Source organism: Olivibacter sp. SDN3 (assembly GCF_014334135.1).
Classification (GTDB): Bacteria; Bacteroidota; Bacteroidia; order Sphingobacteriales; family Sphingobacteriaceae; genus Olivibacter.
In genome coordinates, this window is sequence record NZ_CP060497.1 from 2365344 (window position 1) to 2378383 (window position 13040).

At 41.2% G+C, this 13040-nt stretch carries 12 protein-coding genes and 1 pseudogene; 6 read left to right on the forward strand and 7 right to left on the reverse strand.

Annotated features, from left to right (window positions below; genetic code table 11):
* Positions 1–31: 31 nt before the first annotated feature.
* Positions 32–424: a hypothetical protein gene (locus tag H8S90_RS09665; protein ID WP_187342343.1), complete on the reverse strand. Its 393-nt coding sequence runs from the start codon at positions 422–424 to the stop codon at positions 32–34.
* A 528-nt stretch (positions 425–952) separates the two neighbouring features.
* Here H8S90_RS09665 and H8S90_RS09670 point away from each other — a divergent pair.
* Positions 953–1305 (forward strand): annotated as a pseudogene (locus H8S90_RS09670) (phosphotransferase); the annotation flags it as partial.
* 213 nt (positions 1306–1518) lie between these two features.
* Positions 1519–2658: a M23 family metallopeptidase gene (locus tag H8S90_RS09675; protein WP_187342344.1), complete on the forward strand. Its 1140-nt coding sequence runs from the start codon at positions 1519–1521 to the stop codon at positions 2656–2658.
* 266 nt (positions 2659–2924) lie between these two features.
* On the opposite strand, the gene H8S90_RS09680 is transcribed toward H8S90_RS09675, so the two are convergent.
* From H8S90_RS09680 to H8S90_RS09695, 4 genes are all read right to left on the reverse strand, one after another.
* A complete protein-coding gene (locus tag H8S90_RS09680) occupies positions 2925–3143 on the reverse strand; it encodes a hypothetical protein (protein ID WP_187342345.1) in 219 nt (72 codons plus the stop codon).
* A complete protein-coding gene (locus tag H8S90_RS09685; RefSeq protein ID WP_187342346.1) occupies positions 3094–3513 on the reverse strand; it encodes an MBL fold metallo-hydrolase in 420 nt (139 codons plus the stop codon). The genes H8S90_RS09680 and H8S90_RS09685 overlap by 50 nt, the downstream gene beginning before the upstream one ends.
* A gap of 28 nt (positions 3514–3541) precedes the next feature.
* Positions 3542–3736 carry a hypothetical protein gene (locus H8S90_RS09690; protein ID WP_187342347.1) on the reverse strand — a complete coding sequence of 65 codons (195 nt, stop codon included), beginning with the start codon at positions 3734–3736 and terminating at the stop codon, positions 3542–3544.
* A gap of 205 nt (positions 3737–3941) precedes the next feature.
* Positions 3942–4811, reverse strand: coding sequence for an alpha/beta fold hydrolase (locus tag H8S90_RS09695; protein WP_187342348.1), 870 nt, complete (start codon positions 4809–4811; stop codon positions 3942–3944).
* A 198-nt stretch (positions 4812–5009) separates the two neighbouring features.
* Here H8S90_RS09695 and H8S90_RS09700 point away from each other — a divergent pair, with 198 nt between their 5' ends.
* On the forward strand, positions 5010–5876 hold the full coding sequence (locus tag H8S90_RS09700; protein WP_187342349.1) for a LysR family transcriptional regulator: 867 nt from the start codon (positions 5010–5012) through the stop codon (positions 5874–5876).
* 145 nt (positions 5877–6021) lie between these two features.
* On the opposite strand, the gene H8S90_RS09705 is transcribed toward H8S90_RS09700, so the two are convergent.
* Complete coding sequence (locus H8S90_RS09705; RefSeq protein ID WP_187342350.1) at positions 6022–6909, reverse strand: NAD(P)-dependent oxidoreductase; 888 nt, start codon at positions 6907–6909, stop codon at positions 6022–6024.
* 139 nt (positions 6910–7048) lie between these two features.
* Between H8S90_RS09705 and H8S90_RS09710 the strand changes: the two genes are divergently transcribed.
* Both H8S90_RS09710 and H8S90_RS09715 read left to right on the forward strand, forming a co-directional pair.
* Complete coding sequence (locus tag H8S90_RS09710; RefSeq protein ID WP_187342351.1) at positions 7049–7417, forward strand: helix-turn-helix domain-containing protein; 369 nt, start codon at positions 7049–7051, stop codon at positions 7415–7417.
* 649 nt (positions 7418–8066) lie between these two features.
* Entirely contained in the window at positions 8067–11126 is a 3060-nt protein-coding gene (locus tag H8S90_RS09715) for a beta-L-arabinofuranosidase domain-containing protein (protein ID WP_255501887.1), read from the forward strand.
* A 5-nt stretch (positions 11127–11131) separates the two neighbouring features.
* On the opposite strand, the gene H8S90_RS09720 is transcribed toward H8S90_RS09715, so the two are convergent.
* A complete protein-coding gene (locus H8S90_RS09720; RefSeq protein ID WP_187342353.1) occupies positions 11132–11749 on the reverse strand; it encodes a trans-aconitate 2-methyltransferase in 618 nt (205 codons plus the stop codon).
* Positions 11750–11952: 203 nt separating this feature from the next.
* Between H8S90_RS09720 and H8S90_RS09725 the strand changes: the two genes are divergently transcribed.
* Complete coding sequence (locus H8S90_RS09725) at positions 11953–12882, forward strand: serine aminopeptidase domain-containing protein (RefSeq protein WP_187342354.1); 930 nt, start codon at positions 11953–11955, stop codon at positions 12880–12882.
* Positions 12883–13040: the final 158 nt, after the last annotated feature.

The following is a 13040-nucleotide window of genomic DNA, read 5'->3' on the forward strand; positions in this document are numbered from 1 at the left end:
TTCTACCTGTCATATTTAGCTATAAGTTTTGCTATTTAACTGACTTTGTACTTATTGAAATTCTTCCATCTATAAGCGTGACCGTTATTTTTATTTCCTCACCAGATCCTGCATTTTGTTGAACTGTATATATTTCTGACACATTTAATTCTTCAAATGTTTTTGTAATTTCATCACTATATGCCGTCTTTCGCTTATTCACTTCTTCCAATGATTTTAGCAAGGCACGTTGTGTTTCTTCGGAGCTCTTTAAAGCATCGTATTTTTTTGCATCAATTGATTTTCTGTGATTAACTTTTGGGTCTTCAAAAACCTCTTTATTCAATTTTTCAATCAAGCTCTTAATTGCTGCCAGTTTGGCTTCCACATCTTTACTTTCCACGGAAGACGAAAGGAGATTTAATACGTTTGTGTGTACGCTCATAATATATGTATATTACATTTACACAAATGTAACCGTTATATGGCGTAGATGGTATAAATAGTTTCTAACACTCTGTAGCAAATTTGTTAAAAGTTAAATACTTGTAGATTGTATGATGACAACTAAAATTTTATTGAACCATGGTAGCGCATTTAATAATAGATGGTGAAGACCTGAAGGTTTGGGAGTCGTTTCACGCGATGGGAAAGCTAACACATACGATAAGCATATGCAGTATTTGCAGGCCAATTTTTACGATACAAATAAACCTGTTGGGTATTAACTTAGCAATGGGTTACTAATTTAAAAGAACCGTAATACAGCACAGATGTGCCAAGCAAGATTTGGCCGCTTTGAGTGTTCTTAAATTAAACTAAGATCAAGACGTTGGTTTTATATACAACATGCCCAGCGTTTTTAAACTAGTTAGATTAAGAGATACTATTTATTGGCAGCATAAGTAAAGGGATGATGGTAATTGATTTTTCCTGTTTTTTCACTTCTAAATTTTCTAGACTATAGTCTAGGTTGGATAATGACAGTCTCTGGCCGGATTTTACCGTCTTATTCACGGTGATTTGTATGCAGGCCATGTCTCGGCAGCGAAAGAAGGTATAGTCAGCGGTATCATAGATTGGTCGGAAGCACAGGTCAGTGACCCGTCTATCGATTTTTCAGGCCATATTCCCGTCTTCGGTGAAGAAAGTCTCAAAGTGTTGATTACTGAATACGAAAAGCTGGGCGGTAGCGTGTGGAACAGTTTGTTCAAACAAGCAGTAGAGCGACATGCGGCCGCTCCTTTGAGTTATGGCATTTTTGCCATAGAAGCCGGTAAAGATATGCATATTGAAGCGGCTAAAGCACAGCTCGGTAAGGTGTAAGAAGTAAATACTGAGAGCAAAGTATGTCTAAAAGACATGCTTTGTTTATTTAACAAAATTTTATTAAGGCGGCTTAAAATTTTCACATTTCCTTTTTGGTCTAATAATCGAAATTCAAACGGATGTTGTATTTTTGATACTGTAGTTGGAAAACGAATCTTTCGACGCATTTCATATTACTGTGATTAATTTTAAACAGATTTATAAAACGACATGCATCATATCAAATTGTATTTAACTGCAGTAATATTGATTTGGGGTTGCCGCACCAACGCGCAAGAATACCACACAACTTTTGACATACGTGTATTGCACCCTCCGCAGTTGGTAACAATTGACGGAAAGCAATCGGCCTACTATGAGCTTTTCATAACCAATTTTGCCGCAGACACGCTCGCCATTAACAAGCTTGCCGTTTTCAATGGACTGGACTCAACAGAGGTCCTATCTTTAACAGGAAAAGAATTACTTAATCAGATAACCCCGGTGGGCCAACTTACTTTCGAAAGGAAGGGGGTACTATATCCTGGATTATCAGCAATATTATATTTGGAACTCTCCATTTCTGGTGGTCAAACAATATCTCATCTATCCCATCTGTTGGAGTATAGCTTTTTGCCAACTGAATCTGGGCAGGTTAGAACAGTCAGCGGCGCCAGCGTCAATTTGTTATCTCAGTCGCCAACAGTTTTCGGCCCCCCGCTTAAAGGCGGACCTTGGGTAGCCCTGTACGAGCCTTCTTGGGAGCGGGGTCATCGAAAGGTCATTTATACCGTTGATGGACAAGCGTGTATTCCGGGTCGCTTCGCGATAGACTTTATGTTGTTGGATGAGCAGGGGAAATATGCTAAGGGCAATAATGATCAAATTACCAACTGGTATGGCTATGGCTTAGATGTGCTAGCGGTTTCTGATGGTGTTGTGATCATCAGCAAAGATGATTTTCCTGAGAGCCCTACACTTTCCGATCATCCTAAAATTCCTGCAGAAAAGGCAACCGGCAACTATGTGTGTTTGAAAATCGATTCAGGAAAGTATGTTTTTTATGAACATCTTAAACCGGGGAGCCTGCGTGTAAAAGCAGGCCAACGGGTAGAAAAGGGCGAAGTAATTGCTTCTCTTGGCTTCACTGGTCAAACTACTGGGCCCCATCTGCACCTTCATCTTGCCGACAGACCATCTCCATTGGGCGCTGAGGGCTTACCATTTGTATTTGAACAATTTGGTTCGCTGGGCACCTACACAGATTTTGGTCTATTGGGTAAAACACCATGGACACCTAATAAAGGTAATCGACAATTCTTGTTATTAGACGAACGGCCAGGACCGAATACTGTCGTAAAATTCGATTAAGATGATGATTGGAGCTGAATTCCTGCACTTTACTCGGGGTATAGCCGAAATGTTTTTTGAAGGCAGAAGAGAAGTGTGATAAAACCCCTCTTTCAAGCAACCCTCTGCCAATTTCCACTTCTTTTCCTTGATTAGCTAATATACCGGTTCCAAACGGTGCCGCAACATTACCTGTCGCTCATTGAAATAGCCAAAATAGCATCTCTCTGCGTTGTCTTATCTACAAATTCAATCACGCCAGATAGGGAGAAAATTTAATCCCTTTTTTAAAGAATAATATCATTAGGGGCAAAACGTGCATAGGGCACCCACTGAAATGTCGAATCACTTGTTCCTATATGCCCCAGCCCTGGCCAAGGCAGGTGATAACCTAACGCCCAATTTCCCGATACTGCAAGTTCCTGCAAAAGTTTCTTTCTCGATGTGATCGCTAAGTCAATATCCGTATCGCCGGAGAACTTCCACTCTGGGTGTGGAAACAGCAAAACGTCCGAGTGTAACTAGGTCAGCCATGAAAACCAAGTTGCCACTGCCACTATGGATCGTCGTCAAAGTCATTCCAAGTGTATGAACTTGTGCCCTTTGGAAAGAAAAGCGCCCATACAATGGTGTTCCGTGGCTGAAATAACTTGTCTTTGTCTCTATGCGATCCAAGATATGCTTTATAGGAGGAAGCAGCATTTCCAGAAATTCAGGCATTTCGGAAAGCCCGCTCTTCTTGAAGTCCGCCAGCTCAGCCCGCATCCAAAAATCGAACTCTTCATGTGCTATATGGTGCCTGGCATTCGGATAGACGAGAGCACCGTTTTTATCGACTAAACCGCCAATATGGTCGGGATGTGCATGGGAAATCAAAATATCGGTAATCTGTGGCGGGCCGAAATCAGCCAATTGGAACTAACTTGTCTTTTGTCCTTACCAAGGGGACATTCATCGCCATATCTACATATTCGTCTGATCGAAAGTTGGCTTTCAGTAGTACTTTTAAAGCCGAAAGATCTGCACTGGGAGAATACCTATCAATGTTCTTATCCCGGATAAATCCATCTGACAAAATAAAAACTTCCAGTTCGTTCATCCTTATCTTTTGGAAACCCGCCTGACCATATTTAGTACGACATTACTCCTCCGGCTTCCGTGCGAACATAAAAGCAGACCAGAACTGTGAGCTAATCGATAGTGCAATACCTGGGTTTATGTAAAAGTCGACGGTGATACCGTGAAATTCAGTAAATCGTAGCGTAAACCCATTAAAATCAAATTATATCAAATTGATCATTGCATTACTTAGGCAATGTCACTATAAAATCCATGATATCTGTGCTAATTTCTGTTACATTTGTTTCAAGAGCGAAATGACCGGTGTCGTAAAATTTCACAATGGCATCAGGAAGATCCTTTTTGTAGGCTTCCGCCCCCACAGGTAGAAAGAACGGATCTTTGTTTCCCCATACCGCTAATAACCTTGGACGGTAGGTTCGGAAATAGTTGTGAAATTTTGGATACAGCGCGACGTTGGTCCTGTAGTCTTTCAGTAAATCCAACTGTATCTCAACATTCCCAGGCCTGTCAAGAAAATACTGATCAAGTGTATAGCTTTCCGGAGCAATCAGTGATGGATCTGATACACCTGCATGATATTGATACCATGTGGCCGTTTTAGAAACAAAATCCCTAAGTGCATCCCGGTTTACCAGGGAAGCATCTTGCCAGTATTTTTGGATCGGGTTCCAGTCCTTGCTTAAACCTTCTTTATATGCATTACCATTTTGGGATATTATACCGGTAATTTTTTCTGGATTGGCCATAGCTAGTCTGTATCCAACCGGAGCCCCATAATCAAACACATAAACGGCAAAGCGTTTCATTCTAAGCTTGTCGACAAATGATTGCATGGTACTAGCAAGGTTGTCGAAAGTATATTTGAACCTATCATGATCCGGAGCATCAGAGTAGCCGAATCCGGGAAGATCAGGGGCAAGAATATGATATTTTTTGCTCAGGATTGGAATCAGGTTTCTGAACATGTGCGATGATGTGGGATATCCGTGCAGTAAAAGGATGGTTGGCGCATCCGCTGCCCCAGCTTCCCGGTAAAATAAATTTAACCCGTTTACCTCTATATTGCGGAAGTGAACTGAAGTGTTTTTCATAGCTTAATTATTTAAGTTTGACTGTTGATTTGACCGTGCCTCAGCATTGCTGGTTAAAAACAGATTAAGTAGTAGGCCGACAAAACGAATTGATACTTTTTCCATATTCTTTTTTGATGAATCGAAATTAAGTATGATATTTGATTAGTTAAAACGATTATTTGTGATATATTAAATCACTTTTTATGATTAATTCGGATGAATATCAATGACCTGAAAATATTTGAAGCCGTAGTGGCTAAAGGCAGTTTTACAAAAGCGGCGGCGGCTATGTTCACCGTTCAATCAAATGTCACTGCTAGAATTAAAAGCTTGGAAGAAGAGTTCGGCACACAACTTTTTACCCGATCATCCCGGAAAGTGGAGCTCACACCCAACGGGCGAACCCTGTTGCACTACTGTAAGCAGATCGGGCACCTGGTTGAAGAGGTTAAAAATAACATCCAAAACAGTAACAAGGTCAGCGGAAGTCTAAAAATTGGTTGTATAGAAACGACCATGGCATTGAAAGCACCGGAGATACTCAACCGTTTTGAAGAGGATTATCCTCAAGTTGAATTGGAATTTAAGTCGGCTATGCGGAATGACCTGATAAATGATGTTCTGAACCATAAGCTTCATGCCGCGTTTGTATCAGCACCTGTTAAAGTTAACGGACTTGAGCAGATCAGTATCAAAGAGGAACAATTAATTATTCTAACAGCTTCAAACGGTCCAAAGATAAACGAGTTATTGTCGAAGCAGCCTTTAAAAATTATTGTGTTTGAAGAGGGATGCATTTTTAGGGTACGGCTGGAATCTTGGTTAAGTTCCAAGGGGATTGTTCATTATAAACGCACTGTACTTAACTCGATAGAGGGCATTATCAATTTTGTTGAAGCCGGGCTCGGCATTAGTTTACTGCCGGAAGAAGTGGTTTCCAGATATTATTACAGAAGGAGCTTAACAACCCATAGTTTGAACCGACAATTAGGCACTATGAACACCGTATTGGTTTTTCGTAAGGATATGCAGCAGTCGCGGGCGTTGAAAGCATTTATCGATCTGTATTCTTCATCGGTATAGTCTTGAGATTCGAGCTTTCATTCCAAAACGGAATAACATGTTCACTATTTTGCCTGTTGCTATTTCTAGTTTTACGGATGAGCCCCGCAGTCATTCCTTCATCACTCTGACCGCAGGTAAATTGAATAAGAAACCTTGTTTTCGTTCACACCTGCCGTCCTATAACCTTGGTAATAGCAGCAAGCTCTTCGTTGCCTAAACCATTTTGATCTGCTGTCTCAAGAATAGTTTTAAGTATTTGCGGAAATTCCTGAATAACATTAAGCTCTTGGAAGCTGTTGGCAATCCGTTGGGTGGCAGCAACACTGATTGGTAATGGGCTCTGCGTGATCTTATAATTTCCACCGTCTATAACCCCGATCTCGTATTGGAAGAACTCAGTAAAACCGGGCGTAATCTCACCTATAATACTACTATAATCAGCTAAATTCAACCCGTATTCTTGGCTAAGTTTTACGCCATAGATTAAACCTATATAAGAACCATAGAGCCAGGTAAGCGTTGCCAGATCCATAGCTGATGAGGCTGCTGCTTTTTCGCTTAAGTGCCTAAAATTACCCGCAAGTATATTAAGCGTTATTTTGTGTTGTGTAAAGGCTCCCCTCTCTCCCGAAACGAGGATTGTAGTGCTTTCCAGTCCCATCTGATCGGGGGCCACTTGGATAGCACCATTAAGATAGTGCCCTCCATGAGAAGAAATAGTCTTTTCGATTTCGGTGGCTTCTTTCGGGCTTCCAGTAGTAAAGTTGACAATAGTTCTGCCACTATAGATGCCTTCGTCTTGTACACTTCCAAGTATTTCGCATGTACCTTGATTGTCATAGACAATTATAATGCTCAACGGGCTGGCAGCTATAGCTGCTTCGGCGTGATCGACCTCTACAACACCTCCCAGTCCTGCCGCTTTTCCTTTTGTACGATTCCATACGGTTACTTGATAACCTGCATCAACATATAGCTGAACAATTTTACGCCCCATTTGTCCCAATCCTATAACGGATATTTTACCACCTGTTTGCTTTGTCGCTTTCATCTTGTTTACGTTTTGATTTGGAACAAAGGTCAGATAAACAGAAAAGGAGAACAATAACCGAAAAAAGATTCGGTATCGAGATCCGGCTATTGATGGAATTGGGTATCTTTGGATAGTACTGCTTAAAACTATATCAATCATGTACGAGAGAAAAATGGAGGAAGATTTGGACTGCGGCATTCGCGCAGCACTAAAAGTTTTTGGAGGAAAGTGGAAGCTTTGTATTATCGATGCCATCAAAAGAGGAATTGTCCGCCCCGTCGAAATACATAAAAGCATTCCCGGATCAACCTTACGAGTTATAGAAATGCAATTGGCAGACCTCTTTTTTTTTGGTGTGGTAGACCGGGAAACAGAAGAGGTTTACCCTAAAAAGACCGAATATCGTCTTACCGAACTTGGCAGCAGTATCCTACCGCTATTATCCGGCATTGATAACTGGGGTAATGCACATGCTGATTATGTGAAAGATAAAGCAGGAGAGCTTCAACGATCTTTTATCCGGTGACTTTGCCCGCTTAAACTGTTTATTATCCTACGTTAGAAACTACACGTTAAGTAAATAGAGAAGGTGCGTGAACTAATGCTAGTTAGCTAGCTATTTACCACCTCGCCCATAGGCAGAAACCTTTCACTTTTACATCTGCGGTTGCCTTTTCCTTTCATGGTTTCAATAACCATAGTTGGCTGATTAAGTGCTGAAGAAGCCATAAAAAAAATTATTAATTTATATCTCGAGCTTTTGTTTCCTATCAGGACCCGCTTGTTCATAAGCCGTGGCTGAAGCAGGTCGCACGAGAATCGATTTGCTCTCAAAAGTGATGGCTTGATAACCAAAGGAACAAAATGTTAGACTATTTAAATGAATTGCCGATTTAGAGCAAGGACATCTACCGACAAACTTAACAATAGTAGTCAAGAAATGGCTGATCATTATCTTGATGTAATGGTTAAAGCATTGGTTGATTTTTCTCTTTGGTCTTTGAGTAGGGTTCTGCTAATATCCTGTGATTATTAGCTAAAATAGACCTATAGAAAAGCGTCAATTCTTCATAGTTTTATCAAAAATTATAAAACAACGGATGCTTCATTTTAATGTAATGGTTTACGGATGTTTATTTCTTTATATTTAATAATACAGTTCTAAGAATATGAAAATGTACAACGTATTCTTGCGTGTCATCCTTTCTGTGACTGTTTTGGCTGGGGGAGTCCAAACCGCGCAGGCTCAGAGTGGAGATCAGATATTGGATGGGATTGGTGAAACAGGAATGATTGCACGTTATGTGTTTGATGGCGATCTCAAGGACTGGTCTCGCAACAATTTACACGGCAAATTTCAAGGTGCCGGGGCCAAATATGTCAATGACGATCGGTTTGGAATGGTTTTGTCGCTCTCTGGAAACAGAGATGATTATGTTATGGTCCCGGGAGAAGCGTTAACAGATTTAGAATCGCTCAGTATATCCGGATGGATAAACTTGCGTTCAGATCAACTTGGACAACGTTTTTTCGATTTCGGAAAGGATGCCGACAGACATTTTTTTGCGGCTCCTGTTGGGACAAATACCCAGCAGGGCTACCAGGCGTTGATAACCGCAGAAGGCGCTAATGAAAACGGAACGGTTTCTCCAGCTATAAAAGCCGGTAAATGGGTTCATCTTGCCATCGTGATTGACGTTCCCTCAAAAGCTATGATCACCTATGTCGACAGCAAGCCAGTGGGCGAAGCCAGCGATATTCCGCCGGAGTTAACAGAGGTATTCGGCCAGCAGGTAGGAGACAAAAACCAGCTTTATATCGGAAAATCGTTTTTGCCGGGCGATCCCAATCTCAAAGCCCTGATACATGATTTTCGTATTTATCGTGTTCCCCTGAGCAGTAAGCAGATTACCGGAATTTATCGCAATGCGCTGAAAGACATTCACGAAGATTCGGCAAATATAGTTAAGCCTGAAGAGGATCTTCCGCAATTTTCCCCAAGCGCAGCACAACTTTATAATACTTTTCTAGTTCAGGTATCCGATGTGGAAGTTGAAACAGCAGTAGGTAATCTGCCACGATTACCAAGGTACCTGCAAGGAACTTACAAAGGTGAAATGAAGGGGCCGAAAGTACGTGTGCTGTGGCCTTCCGCTACCGACAATAGCGCTGTTCTTAAACCCGGACGCTATACTCTCACGGGGCGTGTTGCGGGAACGAATCTACAGCCAAAAGCTATTGTCACGGTAAAAGAGTCCAACAAATTCACTACGCCAAGTTCGCAGCTGGAGGAATTTGATTTAAACCAGGTTTCTCTGGAAAACGATGCTCATCACCATAAAACAAAATTTATCGAAAATCGCGATAAATTTATTACAACATTGGCTGAAACCGACCCCAACTCCTTTCTCTATATGTTCCGCCATGCTTTTGGTCAGCCGCAGCCTGAAGGAGCAAAGCCTTTGGGCGTCTGGGACAGTCAGGATACCAAATTAAGGGGGCATGCCACCGGGCACTACTTGACGGCAATTGCACAAGCCTATGCCGGTACAGGATATGACAAGGCACTACAGGTCAATTTCTCTGGAAAAATGGAGTATATGGTAAATACACTCTATGAGCTCTCGCAATTATCTGGAAAGGCGAAAGAAGCAGATGGCACGTATGTATCTGATCCGACGGCTGTGCCGCATGGTCCCGGAAAATCAGCTTATGATTCAGATCTCAGTGAAGAAGGCATCCGTACTGATTTTTGGAACTGGGGCGAAGGATTCATCAGCGCTTATCCTCCAGATCAGTTTATCATGTTAGAAAACGGTGCCAAATACGGAAGCCAGAAGAACCAGATTTGGGCACCGTATTATACCTTGCATAAAATTTTGGCCGGCTTAATGGATGTATATGAAGTGAGCGGTAATAAAAAAGCGCTTGAAATAGCTACCGGTATGGGTGATTGGGTGTATGCCCGCTTGAGCCAGCTGCCGACGGACACACTGATACAGATGTGGAACACCTACATTGCCGGTGAGTTTGGAGGCATGAATGAGGCAATGGCCCGTCTGTACCGTATTACAAACGAACCGAGTTATCTGAAAACAGCGCAGTTATTTGATAATATTGACATGTTCTTTGGTGATGCAGTACATTCGCATGGGTTGGCCAAAAATGTAGATAGTTTCCGTGGCTTGCATGCCAATCAGCATATCCCTCAAATTGTCGGAAGTATTGAAATATACCGCGTCTCCAATAATTCGGAGTATTACAAAGTGGCCGATAACTTCTGGTATAAGGCCGTCAATGATTATATGTACAGCATTGGAGGGGTTGCAGGTGCACGTAATCCGGCCAATGCAGAATGTTTTATCAGTGAGCCGGCAACATTGTATGAAAATGGCTTTTCTGCCGGAGGGCAGAATGAAACCTGCGCTACATACAATATGTTGAAGTTAACCAGTAAACTGTTCCTCTTCAATCAGCGGGCAGCGTTGATGGATTATTACGAGCGGGGTTTATATAACCATATTCTAGCTTCTGTAGCCAAGGATAGTCCTGCAAATACCTATCACGTGTCGCTCAGGCCAGGTGCTATCAAACAATTTGGCAATCCACACATGGCGGGCTTTACCTGTTGTAACGGTACAGCCATAGAGAGTAGTACTAAGCTACAAAATTCAATTTACTTTAAAAGTAAGGATAATAAGGCGCTTTATGTCAATCTATACATACCGTCTATGCTGGAATGGACAGAAAAAAAAGTAACGGTAGAGCAGACAACAAATTTTCCAGAGGAAGACCACACCCGCCTGACTATCAAAGGCAGTGGAAAATTTGATATCCATGTGCGTGTTCCAGGCTGGGCTACCAAAGGATTCTTAGTGAAGATTAACGGTAAAGAACAGGAGCTTCATACGAAGCCGGGCAGTTACCTGAAAATAAGCCGTAGGTGGAAAGATGGTGATGTGATAGAATTGAAAATGCCCTTCCAATTTCACTTAGATCCGGTTATGGATCAGCAGAACATAGCCAGTCTGTTTTATGGCCCCATATTACTGGCGGCTCAGGAGCCCGAAGCAAGAAAAGAATGGCGTAAGGTAACCTTAGATGCCAAAGATATAGGCAAATCCATTAAGGGTGATCCACAGCGTCTACAATTCAAAATTGATAATGTGGTTTTTAAGCCTTTTTATGATACATACGGGCGTCATTCCGTCTACCTTGATGTTACGTTAAAATAGGCTTTTTACTCAATGCGATCCGAATTCAACGCAGCCATCCATACAGTAGCACCACCGCATTCCTGGTCGTCTTCCCGGTATTGCAGAACGCGGAAACCATGGGTTTCAAGAAGTGATCGGTATTGATTTGCATGCAGCGAGCCGTGAAACAGGTTTATGCCTCCGCTTATTCCCCAAGCCTCACCATATTCTTTTCCCGAGGTGAATAGCAACACCCCATTGCTATTCAAATGATTTTTGAAAATTTGAAACATCGAGGGCTGATCTTCGGGGGGAAGATGGAAGAAACTATGCCATGCAATAATGGCATCAAATTTCTCGCTGAGTAAAAGTTGACGCATATCTGCTTGTATGAAGTCCGTGGATGGAAAATTTCTCTTTGCGATTTCCAGCATGCGGTAACTCGCATCAACACCCACGACTTGCATTCCCTGCAACAATAGATAATTCATGATAGGTATGCCTGTACCGCAGCCAAGATCCAGCACGTTCGCTCCTTTGCCAATGTTATCAATTAGGTTATCAAGGTATGCTTTCTCCATTATTCCTTTATAACGGTTTTCGAAGAACCAATCTGCAATAACATTGTACGCTTCAAAAACATTTTTCTTTTCATTTTCCATATTGTTAGGATGAATATAACCTATGAAAGTAAAAATCCGATCCTAAATTACAACAATACGTCGTTAAACACTAACGATTGGATAAATTGCTTAACATCTGGTATCCACAATCTTTCAGATAATCTCTTCAAAAACAAAAACCGATTTTTTACCTTTGGTTTTTGAGCGTTGTTTCATTTGCTAGCCATTACCATAACAAGATCATGGCTTCTATCGTTTCAACCCAAATGTTCCGGTATGATTTAGAAGAAAGTGAATCGCAAACGATGAAAAATGAAAGTTTTGAAACCATCTGCAAAGACGGTGTAATACTAAAAGGAATCTTGCTGATGCCGGAAAACCCAAAAGCCGTCATCCAGTTCAATTGCGGCACAGGAACAAAAAAAGAAGTTTATCTTTCTTTTCTTACCTATTTGGCCGAAAACGGTTATTTGTGTTGTCTTTGGGATTACCGTGGAAGCGGAGGCCCTTCTTCTGATAATTTAGGTAAGTGTGATTTTACCTTTTCAGATTACGGAATAAAAGATATGCCTGCCATTAAATCATTCCTAAATCAAAAATTTCCAAACCTCCCTTACGTTGTCATGGCACACAGTGCGGGCGGACAGCAAATCGGTTTTATGGAAGAGTTGAACAATATAAAAGGGGTTATCAACTTTGCGGTTTCATCGGGCTATTATCCTAACATGCCTTTAACATACAGAATAAAGGCCTATTTTTATTTTTACGTTTTTGCACCAATCAGTGTTTTATTGACGGGTTATATCAAAGCAAAGCAATTCGGGCTAATGGAAGATCTGCCAAAAAATGTAGTGTATGAATGGCGGGATTGGTTAGAGAAAGAAGACTACTTTTTTGATAAGAAATTCTATGGGAAAACAGTTCCAATCGGGCAATTCAAAAATTACAAATTTCCCATTCACACCTATTGGACTGCCGATGATACAATTTCCAACGAGAAAAATACCAAAGCTTTTTGGAAACACATTAACAGTGAAAAAGAGATATCTTTTACAAAACTAACACCAAGGGAGTTTGGCCTGGGAAAGATCGACCATTTTGGTTTTTTCAAAAGAGTGATGAAGGATAGGCTTTGGCAAGATGTAGTTTATAGATTAAACAGACTAGTTTAAATTTTATTTGTGATCATCCATATACTGTAATACTTTATTTAAATTTTCATCCAATAACCAGTTTACATCTTAATTGCCGGTAAAATTGACATGAACAAAACTATGAAGCTTGAAGCAAACGGTGAAGTTGTTACAATCACTAAAGACGCTTCATCTAC

What these genes read in the sequence shown, in the direction of transcription:
- H8S90_RS09715 (WP_255501887.1), top strand. Translation starts at nt 8,067, where the DNA reads ATGTACAACGTATTCTTGCGTGTCATCCTTTCTGTGACTGTTTTGGCT.
- H8S90_RS09665 (WP_187342343.1), bottom strand. Translation starts at nt 424, where the DNA reads ATGAGCGTACACACAAACGTATTAAATCTCCTTTCGTCTTCCGTGGAA.
- H8S90_RS09700 (WP_187342349.1), top strand. Translation starts at nt 5,010, where the DNA reads ATGAATATCAATGACCTGAAAATATTTGAAGCCGTAGTGGCTAAAGGC.
- H8S90_RS09695 (WP_187342348.1), bottom strand. Translation starts at nt 4,811, where the DNA reads ATGAAAAACACTTCAGTTCACTTCCGCAATATAGAGGTAAACGGGTTA.
- H8S90_RS09710 (WP_187342351.1), top strand. Translation starts at nt 7,049, where the DNA reads ATGTACGAGAGAAAAATGGAGGAAGATTTGGACTGCGGCATTCGCGCA.
- H8S90_RS09675 (WP_187342344.1), top strand. Translation starts at nt 1,519, where the DNA reads ATGCATCATATCAAATTGTATTTAACTGCAGTAATATTGATTTGGGGT.
- H8S90_RS09725 (WP_187342354.1), top strand. Translation starts at nt 11,953, where the DNA reads ATGGCTTCTATCGTTTCAACCCAAATGTTCCGGTATGATTTAGAAGAA.
- H8S90_RS09690 (WP_187342347.1), bottom strand. Translation starts at nt 3,736, where the DNA reads ATGAACGAACTGGAAGTTTTTATTTTGTCAGATGGATTTATCCGGGAT.
- H8S90_RS09720 (WP_187342353.1), bottom strand. Translation starts at nt 11,749, where the DNA reads ATGGAAAATGAAAAGAAAAATGTTTTTGAAGCGTACAATGTTATTGCA.
- H8S90_RS09705 (WP_187342350.1), bottom strand. Translation starts at nt 6,909, where the DNA reads ATGAAAGCGACAAAGCAAACAGGTGGTAAAATATCCGTTATAGGATTG.